Here is a 19,236-nt window from a genome sequence, read left to right on the forward strand (position 1 = left end):
AAGGATACAAACGGGTCATGCTAAACCCCGTTGCTGGTAAGGGGCTGTATTGACCGATCGGTACAGGAGCGACTATAAGCCCACTTAAATCGAACGTGTTTCTAAGGGCGCGGTGGCGTCGAGAATTCTAAGAGCCTACCCAGGCATTCGGATTGACCATGACAATGAGCAAACCCTTAACTCGGGCGTCCAACTCATCAGCCTCGGCAAGATTGATAGCGATGACCTGTTTCGCCATGGTCGCCTTTGCCGCGAACTCGCTACTGTGCCGCCTGGCGCTCAAGCACACCGACATCGATGCTGCGAGTTTCAGCGTTGTCCGGCTGACCAGCGGCGCCTTGGTGTTATGGCTGATGTGTGCCTTGAGACTGTCCTCAACCAGGGTTAAAGGCAGCTGGAAGGGCGCCGCAGCCTTGTTCGTTTACGTCTTCGCTTTTTCCTTCGCGTACGTTCATTTGGAAACTGGGATGGGCGCGTTGCTGCTGTTTGGCGCAGTTCAACTGAGCATGGTTCTGTACGGCTTGTTCAAAGGCGAGCGGATGTCCACGCTGACAGTCGTTGGATTTGTGTTAGCGCTTACTGGCTTGGTCAGCTTGTTGCTTCCAGGCGCGGCATCCCCCGATGCCCTTAGTGCGCTCACGATGTTGCTATCGGGACTTGCGTGGGGAATTTACTCACTGTTTGGCAAAGGGGGCGTCGACCCTCTGGCGACTACTGCCGGCAACTTCATCCGCTCCATTCCCTTGGTTCTGATTGCTAGCTTGCCATTTCTGCCAGGGCTGCGCTGGGATTTGCTGGGGATGCTTTACGCCGTTCTTTCCGGGGCGCTGGCGTCAGGCGTCGGTTACGCGGTTTGGTACGTCGTCGTGCGTGATCTTGCAGCGTTTCAAGCGGCAACGGTGCAGTTGAGCGTGCCGATTCTAGCTTCGCTGGCAGGCATCGTTTTGCTTGATGAAAGCCTGAGTTTAAGGATGGTATTGGCATCCGTGGGTGTGCTGGGGGGCGTTGCGTTGGTGTTGGGCAGCAAGCGAGGCGCGTAATTCAGGCCTCTTGGGTGTGAGGTGTCCGTTTCATATGAATTACTGATGTTGACGAAGAAGGAGCAGGCGGCGCAATTACATTGCTTTAAATGCTGCCTTTTAGCTGAAGCAGTCAGCTGCTTTGGTAAAACCCACCCCATGACTTACTTGTCCGATCTCGACCAAATGACCCCGAACAACTGCGCACACTGGCTGCGCAGTTGATGTCTAAGGTCGACACCCAAAGCAGAAAGATCCATCGTGATGAAACGATCATCGAGCAGCTCGCTCACGAGATCGCCATCCTCAAACGACACAAGTTCGCCAAGCGCAGTGAGCAGATCAGCCCGGCGCAAGGCAGCTTGCTCGACGACCTGCTCAATACCGACCTTGAGGCCCTCGAGGCGGAGTTAAAAGCCCTCCATCCACCACCCGCAAAGACAGAACCACGCCAGCAACCCAAGCGTGCGTCGCTGGCGCCAGTTCCCGCGCACCGTGATCCATCACGAACCGGACGACACTCAGTGTGCTTGCAGCTACCAGCTTCAGCGCATTGTTGAAGACGTCAGCGAAAAGCTGGACTACACACCGGGCATGTTCACTGTCGAGCAGCACGTTCGCGGGAGATGGGCCTGCTGACGGTGCGAAACGCTGATCCAGGCCCCGGTGCCGCCGCAAGTAATCGAACAAGGCATCCCCACTGCCGGCCTGCTGACCCACGTGATGGTGGCCAAGTTTGCCGACCACTTGCCGCTCTATCGACAGGAAAAGATCTTCGGCCGTGCCGGCCTGGCCATCCCGCGCTCGACACTGGCGCAGTGGGTGGGTCAAACCGGCGTGCAGCTTCAGCCGCTGGTCGATGTGCTGCTCGAAGTGTTGCTGGCCCAGCGCGTGGTGCACGCCGATGAAACGCCGGTACAAATGCTGGCACCCCGGCGAGAAGAAAACCCGTCGCGCTTATGCCTGGGCCTACAGCGCTACGCCGTTCTCTGCCTTAAGGCCGTGATCTAGGACTTCAGCCCCAGCCGTGCTGGCGAACGTGCGCGTAACTTCTTGGGCGCCTGGAACGGCAAGCTGGTCTGTGATGACTTTGCCGGCTACAAGCCAGCTTCGAACTGGGCATCACCGAGATCGGCTGCATAGCCCACGCACGCCGCGAGTTCTTTGACTTGCATGCAGCCAATAAAAGCTGCCCATCGCTGAAAAACTGCATGAGTGGATGCTGGCCCTGCGTGAACTGGTGCCCGAGGGCTCGACCACATCGAAGGCTCTGGATTACAGCCTCAAACGCTGGGTAGCGCTGACGCGCTACCTGGCAGATCGTGCTGTGCCCATTGACAACAACCTGATCGAGAACTTGATCCGGCCGTAAGCGCTTGGGCGCTCAACTGGTTGTTTGCGGGATCGCTGCGCAGCGGCAAGCGGGCGGCCGCGATCATGAGCCTGATCCAGTCAGAGCGTATCAACGGGCATGATCCGTATGCTTATCTCAAGGATGTACTGACGCGGCTGCCGACGCAGCGGGCCAGCGAGATCGAGCGACTGATGCCGCATCAGTGGACGCCTGCCTGATCTGTGCAAGGTGTGTTCGCTGGCCGCTTACCTTGGTACCGATCAGGTTCAGCCTTCAAGGTAGTTTCAATGGGCTTAACATACGGACGGCGTTTGCAGCACCTTGCCACTGTCAGGTTGTTTTGCAACCTGACAGTGCATAGCGAGCCCATTCCTCCATAAGCTGTTTTCTTTTTTCCAACAGGTCGCCTCTTCTGTACGCTGCTTCTGTCGCATTACTGATTTTATGCGCTAGGGCCATCTCAGGGACGATGTTGGCGAAGTTAGTTGTCTCGGCGGCCCGGTCTCGGAAGCTTGATCGAAAACCATGCATGGTGATGATTTCACCAGCTTCATTGCGCCAGCCGGATCCATTGTTGGCTAAAGATTTCTCATCCATGCCGCGTATTTTTTGTAGCATTGCCATGTTCGAAAGCGGTCGATCAATGCTCCGACCCGGGAAAATCAATCTGCTTTTGCGTTCTGCCTTCAGACACCTGAGCGTATGAAGGGCGGCTTTAGATAACGGTACCCTATTCTGGTACCCCGCTTTCATTCGGGCAGCCGGAATAGTCCAAATCTCTTCGTCCAGATCAATTTCTTCCCAATACCCACCTATCACTTCGCTTGTGCGTAGAGCACACAGCACGGTTAACTTCACTGCAGTTGAACTAAGGTCCGTGGAATGCAAGGTCCGCCATGAAGGCTGGTACTTGCTCCCAAGGTAGAGCGGGATGATTACCACGATCTGCCAGCCTTCTTCTAGGCAGAAGCTTGTCCAGGTGACCTCGCCAGCGAGCGGCGTTTTCACCCGTGCGTAGCCGGCGTGCTTTGGCGGCATCGAGAACGAGCTCCAGCCGGTTTCTGACCCTGGCGGCTGTCTCAGGCTTAGCGGTCCATATTGGATTCAGAATCTTCAGGATATCGTCTGTTTCAACTTCGTCGACTGGCTTTTCTCCGATTAAGGGGAACGCATAAGTAGTGAGTGTGTTGACCCATTGTTGCGCGTGTTTTGCGTTTTTCCAGCCAGCTCTATGGGCTTCGATGTAGTCCACGGCACAAGCGCGGAAGGTGTTTTCAAGGTTCTTCTCCCGAGCAATCCGCGCAGCTTCAGCCTGCTGGAGTCCATCAGCCTTATGTGTCAAAGGGTCGATACCCTCGCGAATCAATGCTCTGTGAGTGTCGGCGCGGGATCGCGCTTCCTTCAACCCATAGTGAGGGTAGGGGCCCAAGCCGATTTCCTTGCGCTTGCCTGCCAGCTGGTAGCGCAGCACCCAAGCTTTTCCAGACTTACGAATGACAAGGCGCAGGCCATCGCCGTCATCGTATTTGCCATAGCCCTTCAGGTTTTCTATCAATTTCGCGGTGAGTTTGGGCATGGTGGTAATCTCCAGCCATTGAATCTGGTCCCCCAATTGGTCCCCCACTCGCAGCTTGGAAACAGACGGAGCTGGGCGGAAGCTAGAAGACTGTGGCAAGGTTCAAACTACCCCAAATAGGTTGTTTTAGAGCGGCCAGACGTCGGGTTTTGGATGCCGGTGGTCGGGAGTGGAAACACACTTCGAATGACTACGCTGCATTCTAACTCATTTTTCTAACTTATTGATTATTATGGCTTTATTTTCATCGGGTTGGCTGCGTCGCGTGAGTTCGAATCCCGAATGCTCCGCCATACTCACGAAATTGAATTGGCTCTTCCTGATAAGGCAGTTGTTGTGATCATGGCAAGAAGGAAGTGCACGTAGAATTTGTACTTTCCCGACAACTACTCTGCTGCTGTATATTTGGAATTTTTTCGTAGCCGATCGAGGTAGTCCGCCCAATGCTGCGCTGCTTCTCGTCGCTGCGGCAGCAACTGCGCGCGCGCATACACTGCGCCCAGAGCGCCTGGCATACGGTGTGAAAGCGACAACTCCAGCACAATCGGATCGATGCCCAAATGCTCGTGAGCGATAGTACGGTAGGTGGCGCGGAAACCGTGCGCAGTGATGCGGTATTCCGGCCAGATCCGCTGGTAGGCCTTGGCCAGGGATGTGGCGTCAACTGGATAGCCTGGGTAGACCGGCGATACAAAGACCCAGCCATTGCCCGCTTCATCCACCACCCGCCGTTCATGTAGTTCACGCAACAGCACAAGGGCTTGCTCCGGCAGCGGCACGATGTGTTTGCTCTTGTCCAGATGGCGTGTTTTCCCTACTACATAGCGCCAGTCGGCGCTGACCAGATCGATGTCTTCCCAACGCATTTTCACCAGCTCGCCGGGGCGAACCGGCAGCATGACCAGCAAGCGCATCGCAGTGCTCACGCTGCTCGGGCTGAGCTCATCCAGACGAAGCAGAAGGTGACCCAAATCGGCTGGTCGTTCGATCGCTGGATTACTGGTCACCACATGGCGAACCTTGAGCTCTTCGGTGTTGCTCAGGGCCACGTTACGCTCCACCCAGCCACGACCCTCAGCGAAACCGAGCACGGCACGGATGATGGTACGCACGCGCTTGGCCATGGCCAGTGTGCGTGCTCGGCGAAGGGTAGCGATGATCTCGATGATGTGGTCCAGTTTGATCTCGCTGACGGGAATGGTGCCGATCGTGTGGAGTATGTGATTATTCAAAGCGCCGCGAAAGCCCGCGAGGGATTTGCTTACGAGGTCGTGCGACTTGAAGGCCAGCCACTGTTCGGCGACGTAACTGAATGTGCGTTCCTCATTAAGTAGCTGATCGGCGATTTTCTTGCGTTTGGCCTTCAGCGGGGCGACGTGATGAGCTACGTTCTGGCGCGCGGCTCGAGCCAAGTCGCGCGCGTCTTTCAAGCCAATGTCGGGATAACGGCCGATCGCGTACACGTTCTCCTTGCCGTGCAGGCGATACCTCATCCGCCAGTATTTAGCGGCAGGCTTGTTCGACTTCTGCGAGGCCTGAACATGCAGGTAAAGACCGGGTACCTCGCCGTCGGCGTACTTGCCGGGTTCAGCAATGGCACGCAAGAAGGCATCGCTGAGTTTACGCCGCAATGCAGGCGTGGGAAGGGTCGTCGTCATGTGCGGGTACTTTTTTTCGAAACGGAAAAAGTACCCCAAAATATACCCGCAGGCGTGTTGGAAATGAGCGGAATGCGACGGACGGCCTTGGACGTAAAATCAGATTACGAGCCTGATTTTATTGGCATTTTCGGATCTCGATGGAAGTCAGTCACAAGCTATCGGGGTCTCCGAAGAACATCTGTATCCGCGACCGCAACCACCGCTCCGCAGGATCATTATCCTGCGCCCCCCGCCACGCCATGTGCAGCTCGAAACTGCGCACCTCGATCGGCAGGTCCTCAGCCCGCAACCCCCCGGCAGCCGTCAACGCATCCGCCGTGTAATCCGGCACCGTGGCAACAATGTCGGTACCGGCCAGCAAACTCCCCAGCCCATTGAACTGCGGTACCGCGAGCACCACATGGCGCTTGCGGCCTATCTCGTCCAGGGCTTCGTCGATGAAACCGGACAGGTCACCGGCAAACGACACCAGGGCGTGCGGCCGGGCGCAGAAGTCGTCCAGGGTGATGCTGCCGGGCACGCTATCGGCGCGCAGCAGTTTCGGCTTGCTGCGGCGCAGCACCTTGCGCTTGGCATTGGCTGGCAGGTCGCTGGTGTAGCTGACGCCCACCGAGATTTCCCCTGAGGCGAGTAGCGTTGGCATCAGCAGGTAGTTGACCCGACGTACCACCAGCACGATACCCGGTGCTTCGGCACGGATGCGTTTGAGCAGTTGCGGCAGCAAGGCGAATTCGGCGTCGTCCGACAGGCCGATGCGGAACACAGCATTACTGGTAGCGGGGTCGAACTCGGCCGCGCGGCTGACGGCGGTAGAGATCGAGTCCAGCGCCGGGGAGAGCAGGGCGAAGATTTCATGCGCCCGCGCCGAGGGCTCCATGCTGCGGCCGGTGCGCACGAACAGGGGGTCGTCGAACAGGTTGCGCAGGCGCGACAGGGCCGCGCTGATGGCCGGCTGGCCGAGGAACAGTTTCTCGGCAGCACGGGTCACGCTACGCTCGTGCATCAGCGTTTCGAACACGATCAGCAGGTTGAGGTCTACACGACGCAGGTCGTTTCGATTCATCGGTGCGCTTCGCCTAAAGTGGGGCAGGGGTGAATCTTAAGGCCAAAGGCTGTTACCCTGCACCGATTTCCGGGGGCCAATTCAGATGAATGTCAGGTGCCCAATCGATGACAAGCATGTCGACTATTAATGACCACTGATGGTCTAACGGCCAAAGCCCGGATAAAGTCCGTGGTAATAGAGGTTCACAAGGCGAGGTATGCGATGTCCCGCATGATCCGTTTCCACAAGTTCGGTGCAGCCGATGTGCTCCGTTGCGAAGAGCAGGCCGAACCGTCGCCTGCCGCCGACGAGGTGCAGGTCCGCGTCGAGGCGATCGGCGTCAGCTGGTATGACGTGCTCTGGCGTCAGAACCTGGCACCGTCCCAAGCCCGCCTGCCGGCGGGGATCGGCCATGAGATGGCGGGTGTGGTGACAGCTGTCGGTGAAGGGGTCGAGGATATTGCGGTCGGTGACCGGGTCGCCAGCTTCCCGGCCACCAGCGCCAATGATCACCCGGTTTATGGCGACGTGATCGTGCTGCCGCGTACAGCCATCACCCGCTACCCGGCTATCCTCACGCCGATCGAGGCCAGCGTGCATTACACGCCGCTGCTGATTGCCTACTTCGCGTATGTCGACCTGGCCCGCGCCAAGGCAGGGCAAACCGCGTTGGTGACCGATGCCAGCCACTGCGCCGGGCCTGCGTTCGTGCAACTGGGCAAGGCGTTGGGGTTGAAGGTGTTTGCGGCCACCAAGGAGCCGGAACAGCGCGACTACCTGTTGGGCCTGGGGGCGGACAAGGTGATTGTGACCGAGGAGCAGGACCTGCTGCTGCAGGTTGGCAAATACACCGACGGGCGTGGCGTGGACATGGTCCTCGATGGCATGGGTGGGCCGCAGATGTCGCTTCTCGGCGATGTGCTCGCGCCCCGTGGCAGCCTGGTGCTGTACGGCCTGCAAGGCGGTAACCAGACGCCGTTTCCGGCCTGTGCGGCGTTTCAGAAGAACATCCAGTTCTATGTGCACTGTATCGGCAACTTTACCGGCAAGCCGGAGCTGGGCATCAGCCAGGACCAGGTCGCGCTGCAGCGGGCGCTGCGGGATATCAACCAGTTCACCGCCGATCAGTTGCTGACCCCGCAGATCATCAAGGTGTATCCCTTCGATCAGGTGGTCGAGGCGCATCGGTACATGGATGAATGCCCGTGTGGCGGGCGGGTGGTACTGGATATGGCACAGCCTTCCTGAAGGGGCGTTGAAGACCACAAGAACCCGGGCAACGTCCCGGGTTTTTTGTGCGTTGGTGGGTGCAATGCCCAAATGCTATATCCATAAAAAATCAGACGCATCCTACAATTAAAAAGTACGGAGACTACATATTTTAAGCCTTTGCTTTTTATTGTCGTAATATCTTGGAAGGAAATTCAAGTTGAATACTTGTGGTCCCCGGACCATTGTGTATTCCCGTGCTTGCTGAATGGTTTTTTTACGCTGATCTGTATCTTCTATTCGATATCCAACGCTCGATAATGGCCCAGTGATAGTTTGCGCAAGGAGCGTGGAATGAGCATGGCTATGCCCGAGTTAGGGCAGCGTATGGCAGCAGCCGGTCATCGGTGCGGCGCATTTTTTTCGATGGCTTGGCGACAGAGCAGTTCACGTCATTATTTCCCGTAGTTTGTAGGAAATTTCTTCAGGAAGGACGCATTGCACTGTTTGCAGTTGCCGGTGTGATGGATACATGAAGTTGATGAGGTGATTACGTGGGCGCTATACACGATCAGGCGATGCACTATATCTACCAGCAAGTGCTCGAGCGCTTGTTGAGCCATATGTCCCAGGCGCAACGTGCCTCCTTGCAGTTGCTGATTCAGCGATTGCTGGTGGCTGCCGGTGGGCCCGAATACATTGGCACGTTCCGTTTGCTGGTGTTGCAAGGGGCTGACCGGCGCAGTGCCCACCTGTTGGCCACCTTGCGTGCCGCCCAGTTGAGTATCGCCTTGCGCGCCCCTGTGACGTTTCAGTTGCGGGTACTGGTGGTCAACCTGCCTGCTGCCGGCAGTACCGTGCTGGAAAACCATGAACGCAGCTTCAATGCCTTGTTCATGCAGGATGACCCGCGGGTGCAACTGCAGATGACCGAAGGCTGTGAAGTCGTGCCTTTCAGCCGTCGGCAGTCGGCTACGCCGGAGCGCTGGGCACTGGCGCGCAATGCCATGCTGATGTTCGGCCACGGGGTCGATGCCAGGCCCGAAGCCCTGCTGGGCAGCCGGCTGCACCTGGAGCTGGCGGGCGCAGTGGGCCTTGCGCTGCAGGCGCAGCCGCGGGCCGATGTGCTGATTACTGCCGTACCTGCACGCCAGCGCCGCCGCTACCTGGCCTGGGCGCGGCGGAGCCTGCGCCTTGCAGGGGAGCGTGGCCCCCACGTCGTGCACCAGTGCCTGTCGGCATTGGCCAACGGGCTGGGCAGGTTACATGGGGTTGCCGGCTCACCCCTGGAGCGCGCAGACGCTTCAAGCAGCATGGCAACCGAGGAGGCGCCCTTGCGTGTAATCGCCATCGACGACCTGCTGCCACACCTGCTTGAGGACGAGCAGTTCGATCACATGCTGGGCTGCTGCTTCGATGCGGCTCAGGACGCCTGGCCCTTGGCGGCCTTTGTCGATTCGCGGGCCGTGGCGCAACTGCACGATTTGCGTGCGCGCAGCCTCGAGCCGCTGGTCCATCGGCCGGCACTACGCTTGGCAAGCCCTAGCAGCGACGGCGGGCAGCGCGAGCCAACCTCCGCGCACCTGGGCAAACCCTACGGCATCAGCCAGACCCAACTGGTGTGCCTGTTGTTCAGCCCTTTCGCCCGGCAGGGAAAAGGCCTTGAGCGTTTTTTAAAGTGCCGTCATCCCGACATGTTGGTGGCGTTGCCCTACCTGCACCGGGCCTTGCAGGGTAAGCCGTGCCCCGAGGCGGTGAAGGACTGGCTGGTGAACACCAGCGGCCTGGCGCTGGTACCGTTGCGGGCGATCTATGAGGGGGGCCTGCAACCGACGTCCAGGCGCTTGATGGCCAACCTGGCTCGCCGCGATGTGCACCTGAAGTGGCTGCCGCGCCCGCCCGCTGCAGGAAGGCCCGCCTTTGAGGGCTTGCCCTGATGGGCCGATCGGTAACCGGCGATTACGCCTATCGGAAGGTGTACCGCTACCTTGAAGCGCTGATCGATGAGGCACAAGGCCGTGAGCCATGGCGCTTGCCGTCGTTACGCACGCTTTCGCGGCGCTTGCGCGTATCGCTGGCCACTGTGCAGAGCGCCTACAGCTTGCTGGAGGATGAGGGCCGTGTGCATTGCGTGCCGCGGTCGGGTTACTTCGTGCGCGCCCACGCTGGCGGCTCGCCGGTGCAAGCGGTGGCTGGGCCATGGCATGTGCCCGCTCACTCGATGCTAGAGCGGTCGCTGTTTACCCATGAGCGGCGCCTGGCACGTCAGCGTGCGCGTGGCACCGCCCCGGTGGAAGAGGTCGGCGGTGCTCGGCTGCGCAATGCGTTGGCCGAGCGCTATACCCGTTCCTCCAGCCATTACTGGCGTGCCGAGGAGGTGCACCTTGCCCCTGACGTGCAGGCATTGGTGGAGGTGCTGCTGGCAGCGTTGGCCTTGCGCGGCGCCACCGTGCTGGTGCAATCGCCGTGCTGCTGGCCGGTGCTGCGCGCCTTGCAGCGCTGTGGCATGCGCGTGCTGGAGGTACCGTTGAGTAACAGCGGCACGGCGGATGTGCAGGCGCTGGCACGGCTGCTCAGTGCCGAGCCGGTGGGCATGCTGATCATGCCATCGTGCCTCAGCCTGCCCCAGGGCAGGCTGATGTCGCAGCACGACCAGCAACAGATTGGCCAACTGCTTGGCGACCACCCGGTGTGGTTGCTGGAAAACGACCTGGACAGCGAACTGTGTTACAGCGGGCCACCGAATGCGCGCCTGCGCGACTGGGTCGACCCACGCTGGCTGTTGGTGATGGGGTCGTTCGAGGCCGCAGTGGGGGGCGAAGCGCCTTACGCCTATGTGATGGGGCGTCATGCCGGCTTGGCCGAGGCGTTCGCCCAGCGTGCGTTTCAGCTGGCGCCGTTGCGGTTGCAGGCACTGGCTCACCTGCTTGGCAAAGGTGAAATCGAGACCCAGTTGGGGCGGCTGCGGGCAGAACTGCAACGGCGCATGGCGTGCTTTAGCCGGCAGCTCAAGCTTGAGCTGGGCGAACACGTGACCTTCGACATGCCTGAGGGCGGCTGGACCCTGTGGTTGCGCTCCCGCTGGCCGCTGCGACTGGATGACGTGGTAGCGGCGTTGTCAGGCAGCGCCCTGCGCGTGGTCCCGGGCGGGCAGCACAGCGCGGAGGTGCGTCATCAGCAATACCTGGCACTGACCTGGGTGGGCGAGGATCCAAATGCGTTGCAGCAGGCCCTGGAAAAACTGGCTCAAGCGCTGGAACTGCGCTGCGGCCGGCCAATAGGGCAGGGCGGCTCGCAGCACTTGAAATGAGGGCGAGCTACTGCTCCTGCCCCTGACGCAAACGGGTGCTGATCAGTGCCGCCACCACCAGCATCGCAGCAATGATCCACAAGCCGTTGCGGGTACTGCCGGTGGCCTCTTCGATCAGGCCCATCACCGACGGCCCGACAAACCCGCCAAACAGGCCGCAGGTGGTGACGAACGCCAGGCCCGCCGCCAGTGCGCTACCGCTCAGGCGGCTGGACGGGAAGACGAAGATGATCGACTGCACCACGAACAGCATCAAGGCGGTCAACGAAAAGCCGAGCAGCCCAATGAAGGAGTTGGACAGCGAAGCAAGCAGCAACCCGGCGGACATGGTCAGCAGACCAAAGAACAGTAGGGTACGGCAACGGCTGGGCGAGGTCGCCAGGCGTGGGAATGTGGCGGCGCCGATGGCGGCGGCGATCCAGGGTACCGAGGTCAGCAAGCCGACCTGGAAGGGCGACAGCGCGGCATAGGTGCCGATGATGCCTGGCAAGAAGAAGATCACGGTGTAGATGGTGATCTGGTGCACAAAATACACCGCAATCGCCAACCAGATCTGCTTGTCGCGAAACATTTGCCCCAGCTTGCTCTGTTGCGGCGCTGCAGCCCGTTCGGCACTCAGGCGACGCTCGATGTCCTGGGCATCGGCAGCGGACAGCCAAGGTGCCGACGCGGGGCCATCGGGCAGCTTCTTCCACACCACATAGGCCAGCGCCACCGCAGGCAGGCCCTCGAGCACGAACAGCCATTGCCAGCCGTGCCAGCCCAGCACGCCGTCCATTTCCAGCAGCGCGCCGCCCAGCGGCCCACTGAGGATGTTGGCCAGGCACACACCCAGCAGGAAGTAGCCGGTGGCGCGCGCACGCTGTTCGCGGTCGAACCAGTACGTCAGGTACAGCATGACGCCGGGGAACAGGCCGGCCTCAGCCACCCCGAGCAGCAGGCGCATGATGTAGAACGAGGTTTCCCCCTGGACGAACGCCATGCCCGCTGACAGCAGGCCCCAGGTGATCATGATGCGGGTGATCCAAAAGCGTGCGCCCACCCGGTGCATGATCAGGTTGCTCGGCACTTCGGCCAGGGCATAGGTGAGGAAAAACAGGCCGGCACCCAGGCCGTAGGCCGCCGCCGACAGGCCCAGGTCGATGCCCATGCTGGCCTTGGCCAAGGCGATGTTGGTGCGGTCGAGGAAGCTCATCACGTAGACGACGATGAGCAGTGGCATCAATTTGCGCAGCAACAGGCCGTTCAGGCGCTGTTCGGTAGCGACGGCAGGCGCGGTGGCCGCTGTCGTGCCGGTGAGGATTGTCATTGTTTTTTTCCCCGTGATAAGTGCTGGTGGTGTGCCGCGCTTGCGGCGGCACACTCAGGTCGGTAGGTCAGGAACGGTTGATGTCGAGCCACACCGCGCCGTTGGGGTACTGGTAGCGCTCCAGGGTGTCAGCGTGCATTTCAATGCTGTAGCCCGGGCGCTGTGGCGGCATGTAGCGGCCGCGATGGATCACCACCGGGTCGAGGAAGTGTTCGTGCAGGTGGTCGACGTATTCCAGCACCCGGTTGTGCAGCGATGCCGAAACGGCGATGTAGTCGAACAAGGCGATGTTCTGCACATATTCGCACAGACCGACCCCGCCGCCATGCGGGCAGACCGGCACATCGTACTTGGCCGCCATCAACAGCACGATCAGCACCTCGTTCAGGCCACCCAGCCGGGCCGCGTCCAGCTGGCAGAAGTCCAGTGCGCCCGCCTGGAACATTTGCTTGAACATCACCCGGTTGTGGCAGTGCTCGCCGGTGGCCACGCCGATGGGCGCGATACGCTGGCGGATGGCTGCGTGGCCGAGGATGTCGTCGGGGCTGGTGGGTTCTTCGATCCACAGGGGCTCGAAGGCGGCCAGGCGGCGCATGTTGGCCACCGATTCATCGACGCTCCAGACCTGGTTGGCGTCCATCATCAGGGTGCGTTCCCAGCCGATTTCGTCCCGCAGGATGCTGGCGCGGCGAATGTCTTCTTCCAGGTCGGCGCCGATTTTCTGCTTGATGTGGGTCCAGCCGTCGGCGACCGCTTCGCGGGCCAAGTGGCGCATTTTTTCTTCGCTGTAGCCGAGCCAGCCGGGGGCGGTGGTGTAGCCGGGGTAGCCTTCGCGCAGCATTTGCGCTTCGCGCTGGGCCTTGCCTGGCACCTGACGGCGGAGCAGGGCGATGGCTTCCTCGGGGGTCAGCACGTCGGTGACGTAGCTGAAGTCCAGGCAGCGCACCAGTTGCTCTGGGGTCATGTCGGCCAGCAACTTCCACACCGGTTTGCCTTCGTGCTTGGCCCACAGGTCCCACACGGCGTTGATGATGGCGGCGGTGGCCAGGTGGATCACGCCTTTCTCGGGGCCAAGCCAGCGCAACTGGCTGTCACCCACCGTGAAACGGTGCCAGAACGCGCCCATGTCGGCGGTGATTTCTTCCAGGGTCAGGCCGACGATCATCGGTGCCAGCGATTGCACCGCCGCCGCGCAGATTTCGTTGCCGCGGCCGATGGTGAAGGTCAGGCCATGGCCTTCGAGGGCGTCGGCGTCGGTGTGCAGCACGACGTAGGCGGCCGAGTAGTCAGGGGCGCTGTTCATGGCGTCGGAGCCGTCCAGCGACAGCGAAGTCGGGAAGCGGATGTCACGGACGCTCAGGTGGGTAATGCGTATGCTCATGGCGGACTCTTGTTCTGGTCAGGCAGTGGGAGACTCGACTGTAGGTTGTCGAGCGATATAGGCATAATCGCCAATTCCTAAGTAGGGATATCGGAATTGATATGTCTCAAATGCCCGCAGACAGCCCAGCGCTGCCGCAAAACCTTGGCACATTGAAGATCTCCAGCCGCCAGATCACCTTGCTCAACGCCCTGGGCGAGTTCGGCAACCTGCGCCGTGCCGCCACTGCGATGCACACCACTCAACCGGCGGCCAGCCTGCTGCTGCAGCAACTGGAAGAACGTCTGGGTGTGCGCCTGTTCGAGCGCCTGCCGCGTGGCATGCAGCCAACGCTGTATGGCGAGGTGATGATCCGCTACGCGCAGAACGCGCTGCACGAGTTCGAACATGCCCAGGCACAGATCGCCGAACTGGCGCGCGGTGCCTTGGGCCTGGTGCGGGTGGGCAGTGTGATGGGGCCGGTGCCCGGTTTGCTGACCAAGGCGGTGCTGGCCTACAAACGCGATCACCCCAAGGTGCGTATCTCGCTCGAAGTCGGCACCAGTGACACCTTGTTGCCGGCGCTGCTGCGCGGTGATTTCGACATGGTGGTCGGGCGCCTGCCCGACCAGAGCGACAGCCAGGACCTGAACATCGAACTGTTCGAGGGCGGTGAGCAGATGCGCGTCATCGCCCGCGCCGGCCACCCCTTGGCCGACGCCAAGGCGTTGCAGCTGGCCGACCTGGTGGCCCTGACCTGGATCCTGCACCCCATCGGCAGCCCCATGCGCCGCCGGGTCGAAAGTGCCTTGCAGGCGGGCGGCATGGTGCAGTCGCTGGACATTGTCGAGACCGCCTCGATCCTGGCCACCACCGCGATGCTGGAGGCCTCCGAGATGATTGCGGTGGTGCCCAACGATGTGGCCGAGCATTATGCGCGCTACGGCATGGTCGCCATCCTGCCGGTAGAGCTGCCGATCTCGATGGCCAACCTGGGCTTGCTGACCTTACGCTCGCGCCCCAACTCCGTGGCCCTGGACAGGTTGCTGCAGTACCTGCGCACGCAATAGCCCTGCCTTTACACCTTTTCGAGGTTGCCCTCTGATGCCGTCGGACATTACCCACTCCAGCTTCTGCAACTGGGTCCGCTACAAGCACTTGGTGCTGATCGACACCCTGGCACGCACCCGCAACATGCACGCCACCGCTACGCGGATGAACCTCAGCCAGCCGGCGCTGAGCAAAATGCTGCGTGACCTGGAGGAGCAGTTTGGCTTCGCCTTGTTCGAGCGCCTGCCACGCAGCATGCCGCCCACCGAACTTGGCGAATATGTGGTGCGCTACGCCCAAGGGGTGTTGGGCGACTCGCAGCAGTTTGTCGACCAGGTCAACCGGCTGCGCAAGGGCGGGCACGGGTTCATCCGCGTGGGTGGCATTTTTGCGGCCACCCCCGTGGTGCTTCCTCAAGCCATTGCCGCCATCAAGGCACGCAGCCCGTTGCTCTCGATCGAAGTGGTCGAGCACTCCAGTGACCACCTGTTGGCCATGCTGGAGCAGAACAAACTCGACATCATGATCGGCCGCTTCACGGAAGAACGCTTCAGTCAGCTGTTCGATTATCAGCCCCTGGAGCCCGAGCCCTTCAGCCTGGTGGTCAACAACCGCCACCCGCTCAATGCACTGGCCAGCACCCCGGTGGAGGCACTGGGTGAGTGGCCCTGGGTGCTTTACCCCGTGGGCACGCCAATTCGCAATCGCTTGGAGCAGGCCTTCAGGGTGGCCGGCATTGCCACACCGGCAGACAGCGTCGAGACCATCTCGATGCCGATGTTCCTGCAGTTGCTGCAATCGGGCCCGATGATCGCGATGCTTCCCAGGTCGATGGTCGCCGCACAGCTGAGCAGCGGCCAGTTCAAGGAACTGCAGAGCCCCTTGCACCTGCCCGCGCTGGAGTACGGCATCGTTACCCGCAAGGACGAGCCGCTGACCCCGTCGGCCCACGCGTTCGTCGAGATTCTGCTCGACTTCGCGCAGCAGCGACGTGTCGCGCAGGGCACAATAAGCGATTGATAAAACACCACCGATAGACGGTATCGATAACCCTGGGTTATCGCTTGATCGGATCATCTCATTGGGAATGTTGCGCAAGGCTTCTTACAGTGGTCGCAGATTCGCCCGGTATCGAACGGGCGACGCCATAACAAGAAGTCAGCCGCACCGCCCTGAGAGGTCCCATGCAACTGATTGCCCGCTCTGGTGACCTTGCCGTCATCCGCCTCAACCCGCTGGACAACGTTCTCATCGCCCGCCAGGCACTGCCTGAAGGCCTGCTCCTGGACGCAGAAGCGATCACCGTACGCCAGGCGATCCCCTCAGGCCATAAAGTCGCCACCCAGCGCGTGGAGCAGGGCCAGCCCCTGCGCCGCTATGGCCAGATCATCGGTTTTGCTTCACAGGCCATCGACGCCGGCGACCATGTTCACGTGCACAACGTGCAGATGGGTGATTTTGCCCGCGACTATGCCTTTGGCGTCGATGCCCGCAGCACGCCGGTCGCTGAGGCGGTGTTCCAGGGCATTGTCCGTGCCGATGGCCGGGTAGCCACCCGCAACTACATTGGCATTCTCACCTCGGTGAACTGTTCGGCGACCGTGGCCCGGGCCGTGGCCGACCATTTCCGCCGCGACATCCACCCCGAAGCGCTGGCCGACTACCCGAACATCGACGGCGTGGTGGCCTTGACCCACGGTGCCGGCTGCGCAGTAGACCCTTCCGGTGAAGCCTTGGGCCTGTTGCGTCGGACCTTGGCCGGCTATGCCGTACACCCCAATTTCGCGGCCGTGCTGATCATCGGCCTGGGGTGTGAAACCAACCAGATCGAAAGCCTGCTGGAGACCCAAGGGCTTACCACCAGCACGCAACTGCGCGCCTTCACCATCCAAGGCATTGGCGGCACCTCGAAGACCATCGCCGCCGGTATCGAGCAGGTCAAGGCGCTGTTGGCCCAAGCCAACCAGGTTGAACGCGAGCCGGTCAGCGCACGCCACTTGATCGTTGGCCTGCAGTGCGGTGGCTCCGATGGCTACTCGGGGATCACCGCCAACCCCGCGTTGGGCAATGCCGTCGACCGCCTGGTGGCGGCCGGTGGCACCGCGATTCTGTCTGAAACGCCCGAAATTTATGGCGCTGAGCACCTGCTGACCCGTCGCGCCGTAAGCCGCGAAGTCGGCGAGAAGCTGGTGGCGCGCATCCACTGGTGGGAAGACTACTGCCAGCGCATGAACGCTGAACTGAACAATAACCCGTCGGCCGGCAACAAGGCGGGCGGCCTGACCACCATCCTCGAGAAGTCGCTGGGTGCGGTGGCCAAGGCCGGCTCCAGCAACCTGGTCGACGTCTACCAGTACGCCGAAGCGGTACGCGCCCATGGGCTGGTGTTCATGGACACGCCGGGCTACGACCCGGTCTCGGCCACCGGCCAGGTCGCGGGCGGCGCCAACCTGATTGCCTTCACCACTGGCCGCGGTTCGGCCTACGGCTGCGCCCCGGCGCCGTCGATCAAGCTGGCGACCAACAACCGGGTGTTCGAGCACCAGGAAGAGGACATGGACGTCAACTGCGGTGGCATCGCCGACGGCTCCACCAGCATCGAAGAGCGTGGCGCGTACATCTTCGAACAGATGCTGCGCATCGCCTCTGGCGCGCGCAGCAAAAGCGAACAGCACGGCTACGGGCAGAACGAGTTCGTGCCCTGGCAGATCGGCGCCGTGACCTGATCGACAGCCCACTCCTGAATTTGAGGCAACCTTTTATGCACGTTAGCGGATACAACTTCATTGCAGGCCAGCGCAGCGCGCTGGGCCAGACCCTGGTCTACAGCGTCGACGCCCACACCGGCGAGCGCCTGCCCGGCGGTTTCTATCAGGCCACCCTGGCCGAAGTCGACAACGCTGTGGGCGCGGCCTCGGCGGCTTTCCCGCTGTTTCGTAACCTGCCAGCGGTGCGCCGCGCCGAGTTCCTGGAGGCCATTGCCGACGAGCTCGACGCCCTCGGCGAAGACTTCATTGCCTTGACCTGCCAGGAAACGGCCCTGCCTACTGCCCGGATCCTGGGCGAGCGGGGGCGTACCAGCGGGCAAATGCGCCTGTTCGCCCAGGTGCTGCGCCGTGGCGACTTCTATGGCGCCCGCATCGACCAGGCCCTGCCTGCCCGCACGCCGTTGCCACGCCCAGACTTGCGCCAGTACCGCATCGGTGTGGGCCCGGTGGCGGTGTTCGGCGCCAGCAATTTCCCGCTGGCGTTCTCCACGGCGGGTGGCGATACCGCAGCAGCCCTGGCGGCCGGTTGCCCGGTCGTCTTCAAGGCCCACAGCGGCCACATGGCCACTGCCGAACGCGTAGCTGAAGCGCTGGTTCGTGCTGCCGAACGGACGAACATGCCAGCCGGTGTGTTCAACATGATCTTCGGTGGCGGGGTTGGCGAGGCCCTGGTCAAGCACCCCGGCATCCAGGCAGTCGGGTTTACCGGGTCGCTCAAGGGTGGGCGTGCGCTGTGCGACATGGCGGCGGCACGGCCGCAGCCGATTCCGGTGTTCGCCGAAATGTCGAGCATCAACCCAGTGCTGGTGCTGCCCCAGGCCTTGGCCTCGCGCGGTGCGCAACTGGCCAAGGACCTCACCGCGTCGGTGGTGCAGGGCTGTGGCCAGTTCTGCACCAACCCGGGCTTGGTCCTGGGCATTCGCTCGCCCGCGTTCAGTGCCTTTGTCGAGCAGTTGGCCGGGCACATGGCAGAGCAAGCGCCGCAGACCATGCTCAACGCTGGCACCCTGGGCAGCTATGGCAAGGGCCTGCAGGCTTTGATTGCCCACCCTGGGGTCAAGCGGTTGAGTGGCCAGGCGCAACGCGGTAACCAGGCCCAACCGCACTTGTTCGAGGCCGATGTCAGCCTGCTGCTGGAGCAGGACGAGTTGCTTCAGGAAGAAGTGTTCGGCCCGTGCACGGTGGTGGTTCAAGTTGCCGATGAAGCCGAGCTTATGCGCGCGGTGGCAGCCTTGCGCGGCCAACTGACCGCCACGCTGCTGGCGGACGATGCCGACCTGGCGGCCTACGGCTACTTGCTGGGTGCATTGGAAGTAAAGGTCGGTCGCGTGCTGCTCAATGGCTACCCCACCGGGGTCGAGGTGTGCGATGCCATGGTCCACGGCGGCCCATACCCGGCCACTTCGGACGCCCGCGGCACCTCGGTTGGCACCCTGGCCATCGACCGCTTCCTGCGCCCGGTGTGCTACCAGAACGTGCCTGACGCCTTGCTGCCCGCCGCCTTGCAGAACGCCAACCCATTGGGCATCCAGCGCCTGGTGGACGGCAAGCCCAGCACCGCAGCCCTGAACTGAC

Annotated in this window: 16 protein-coding genes and 2 pseudogenes; 12 read left to right on the plus strand and 6 right to left on the minus strand. The window is 61.6% G+C overall.

The features are described 5' to 3' along the window. The first annotated feature begins 221 nt into the window (after positions 1 to 221). The 5 genes and pseudogenes from GIB19_RS03755 to GIB19_RS28360 form a co-directional block, all read left to right on the plus strand. Complete coding sequence (locus GIB19_RS03755; protein WP_223811839.1) at positions 222 to 1,040, plus strand: DMT family transporter; 819 nt, start codon at positions 222 to 224, stop codon at positions 1,038 to 1,040. 203 nt (positions 1,041 to 1,243) lie between these two features. Then, a complete protein-coding gene (locus GIB19_RS03760) occupies positions 1,244 to 1,579 on the plus strand; it encodes a transposase (RefSeq protein ID WP_267285393.1) in 336 nt (111 codons plus the stop codon). After that, positions 1,515 to 1,658 (plus strand): IS66 family transposase zinc-finger binding domain-containing protein, encoded by a 144-nt coding sequence (locus tag GIB19_RS03765; protein WP_267285392.1) that lies wholly within the window; start codon positions 1,515 to 1,517, stop codon positions 1,656 to 1,658. The genes GIB19_RS03760 and GIB19_RS03765 overlap by 65 nt, the downstream gene beginning before the upstream one ends. A gap of 84 nt (positions 1,659 to 1,742) precedes the next feature. Further along, positions 1,743 to 2,162, plus strand: a pseudogene (locus GIB19_RS03770) (IS66 family transposase). A 64-nt stretch (positions 2,163 to 2,226) separates the two neighbouring features. Further along, positions 2,227 to 2,591, plus strand: a pseudogene (locus tag GIB19_RS28360) (IS66 family transposase); the annotation flags it as partial. 112 nt (positions 2,592 to 2,703) lie between these two features. Here GIB19_RS28360 and GIB19_RS03785 read toward each other — a convergent pair. The 4 genes from GIB19_RS03785 to GIB19_RS03800 form a co-directional block, all read right to left on the minus strand. Beyond that, complete coding sequence (locus tag GIB19_RS03785) at positions 2,704 to 3,315, minus strand: tyrosine-type recombinase/integrase (RefSeq protein ID WP_274883636.1); 612 nt, start codon at positions 3,313 to 3,315, stop codon at positions 2,704 to 2,706. Continuing rightward, positions 3,242 to 3,949 (minus strand): tyrosine-type recombinase/integrase, encoded by a 708-nt coding sequence (locus GIB19_RS03790; protein ID WP_274883637.1) that lies wholly within the window; start codon positions 3,947 to 3,949, stop codon positions 3,242 to 3,244. Before GIB19_RS03790 ends, GIB19_RS03785 begins: the two co-directional genes overlap by 74 nt. 386 nt (positions 3,950 to 4,335) lie before the next feature. Then, positions 4,336 to 5,607 carry a tyrosine-type recombinase/integrase gene (locus GIB19_RS03795; protein WP_274883639.1) on the minus strand — a complete coding sequence of 424 codons (1,272 nt, stop codon included), beginning with the start codon at positions 5,605 to 5,607 and terminating at the stop codon, positions 4,336 to 4,338. A gap of 151 nt (positions 5,608 to 5,758) precedes the next feature. After that, positions 5,759 to 6,673 (minus strand): LysR family transcriptional regulator, encoded by a 915-nt coding sequence (locus GIB19_RS03800; protein WP_027594743.1) that lies wholly within the window; start codon positions 6,671 to 6,673, stop codon positions 5,759 to 5,761. Between the two features lie 204 nt (positions 6,674 to 6,877). Here GIB19_RS03800 and GIB19_RS03805 point away from each other — a divergent pair, with 204 nt between their 5' ends. The 3 genes from GIB19_RS03805 to GIB19_RS03815 all read left to right on the plus strand — a co-directional run bounded on the left by GIB19_RS03805 (position 6,878) and on the right by GIB19_RS03815 (position 11,174). Further along, a complete protein-coding gene (locus GIB19_RS03805; RefSeq protein ID WP_027594744.1) occupies positions 6,878 to 7,903 on the plus strand; it encodes a zinc-dependent alcohol dehydrogenase family protein in 1,026 nt (341 codons plus the stop codon). 515 nt (positions 7,904 to 8,418) lie between these two features. Continuing rightward, positions 8,419 to 9,801: a hypothetical protein gene (locus tag GIB19_RS03810; protein ID WP_274883644.1), complete on the plus strand. Its 1,383-nt coding sequence runs from the start codon at positions 8,419 to 8,421 to the stop codon at positions 9,799 to 9,801. Further along, a complete protein-coding gene (locus tag GIB19_RS03815) occupies positions 9,801 to 11,174 on the plus strand; it encodes a GntR family transcriptional regulator (RefSeq protein ID WP_274883646.1) in 1,374 nt (457 codons plus the stop codon). Before GIB19_RS03810 ends, GIB19_RS03815 begins: the two co-directional genes overlap by 1 nt. Before the next feature lie 7 nt (positions 11,175 to 11,181). Here the strand turns inward: GIB19_RS03815 and GIB19_RS03820 are convergent, their stop codons facing one another. Together GIB19_RS03820 and GIB19_RS03825 are read right to left on the minus strand one after the other, a co-directional pair. Next, positions 11,182 to 12,483 carry an MFS transporter gene (locus tag GIB19_RS03820; RefSeq protein WP_099429554.1) on the minus strand — a complete coding sequence of 434 codons (1,302 nt, stop codon included), beginning with the start codon at positions 12,481 to 12,483 and terminating at the stop codon, positions 11,182 to 11,184. Positions 12,484 to 12,550: 67 nt separating this feature from the next. Further along, on the minus strand, positions 12,551 to 13,864 hold the full coding sequence (locus GIB19_RS03825; RefSeq protein ID WP_099429553.1) for an L-fuconate dehydratase: 1,314 nt from the start codon (positions 13,862 to 13,864) through the stop codon (positions 12,551 to 12,553). A 101-nt stretch (positions 13,865 to 13,965) separates the two neighbouring features. Here GIB19_RS03825 and GIB19_RS03830 point away from each other — a divergent pair, with 101 nt between their 5' ends. From GIB19_RS03830 to GIB19_RS03845, 4 genes are all read left to right on the plus strand, one after another. After that, entirely contained in the window at positions 13,966 to 14,913 is a 948-nt protein-coding gene (locus GIB19_RS03830) for a LysR family transcriptional regulator (RefSeq protein WP_099429552.1), read from the plus strand. A gap of 34 nt (positions 14,914 to 14,947) precedes the next feature. After that, positions 14,948 to 15,913 (plus strand): LysR family transcriptional regulator, encoded by a 966-nt coding sequence (locus tag GIB19_RS03835; protein WP_274883652.1) that lies wholly within the window; start codon positions 14,948 to 14,950, stop codon positions 15,911 to 15,913. 164 nt (positions 15,914 to 16,077) lie between these two features. Beyond that, entirely contained in the window at positions 16,078 to 17,619 is a 1,542-nt protein-coding gene (locus GIB19_RS03840; RefSeq protein ID WP_274883654.1) for a UxaA family hydrolase, read from the plus strand. Positions 17,620 to 17,654: 35 nt separating this feature from the next. Continuing rightward, positions 17,655 to 19,235 carry an aldehyde dehydrogenase (NADP(+)) gene (locus GIB19_RS03845; RefSeq protein WP_274883655.1) on the plus strand — a complete coding sequence of 527 codons (1,581 nt, stop codon included), beginning with the start codon at positions 17,655 to 17,657 and terminating at the stop codon, positions 19,233 to 19,235. The last annotated feature ends 1 nt before the right edge of the window (position 19,236 follow it).

Origin of the sequence: Pseudomonas sp. ITEM 17296 (genome assembly GCF_028895205.1) — a bacterium.
Lineage (GTDB): Bacteria > Pseudomonadota > Gammaproteobacteria > Pseudomonadales > Pseudomonadaceae > Aquipseudomonas > Aquipseudomonas kermanshahensis.

Coding starts and splice junctions, on each gene's coding strand:
- GIB19_RS03755 (WP_223811839.1), top strand. CDS start 222: ATGACCTGTTTCGCCATGGTCGCCTTTGCCGCGAACTCGCTACTGTGC.
- GIB19_RS03760 (WP_267285393.1), top strand. CDS start 1,244: ATGTCTAAGGTCGACACCCAAAGCAGAAAGATCCATCGTGATGAAACG.
- GIB19_RS03790 (WP_274883637.1), bottom strand. CDS start 3,949: ATGCCCAAACTCACCGCGAAATTGATAGAAAACCTGAAGGGCTATGGC.
- GIB19_RS03795 (WP_274883639.1), bottom strand. CDS start 5,607: ATGACGACGACCCTTCCCACGCCTGCATTGCGGCGTAAACTCAGCGAT.
- GIB19_RS03800 (WP_027594743.1), bottom strand. CDS start 6,673: ATGAATCGAAACGACCTGCGTCGTGTAGACCTCAACCTGCTGATCGTG.
- GIB19_RS03805 (WP_027594744.1), top strand. CDS start 6,878: ATGTCCCGCATGATCCGTTTCCACAAGTTCGGTGCAGCCGATGTGCTC.
- GIB19_RS03815 (WP_274883646.1), top strand. CDS start 9,801: ATGGGCCGATCGGTAACCGGCGATTACGCCTATCGGAAGGTGTACCGC.
- GIB19_RS03820 (WP_099429554.1), bottom strand. CDS start 12,483: ATGACAATCCTCACCGGCACGACAGCGGCCACCGCGCCTGCCGTCGCT.
- GIB19_RS03825 (WP_099429553.1), bottom strand. CDS start 13,864: ATGAGCATACGCATTACCCACCTGAGCGTCCGTGACATCCGCTTCCCG.
- GIB19_RS03830 (WP_099429552.1), top strand. CDS start 13,966: ATGTCTCAAATGCCCGCAGACAGCCCAGCGCTGCCGCAAAACCTTGGC.
- GIB19_RS03835 (WP_274883652.1), top strand. CDS start 14,948: ATGCCGTCGGACATTACCCACTCCAGCTTCTGCAACTGGGTCCGCTAC.
- GIB19_RS03840 (WP_274883654.1), top strand. CDS start 16,078: ATGCAACTGATTGCCCGCTCTGGTGACCTTGCCGTCATCCGCCTCAAC.
- GIB19_RS03845 (WP_274883655.1), top strand. CDS start 17,655: ATGCACGTTAGCGGATACAACTTCATTGCAGGCCAGCGCAGCGCGCTG.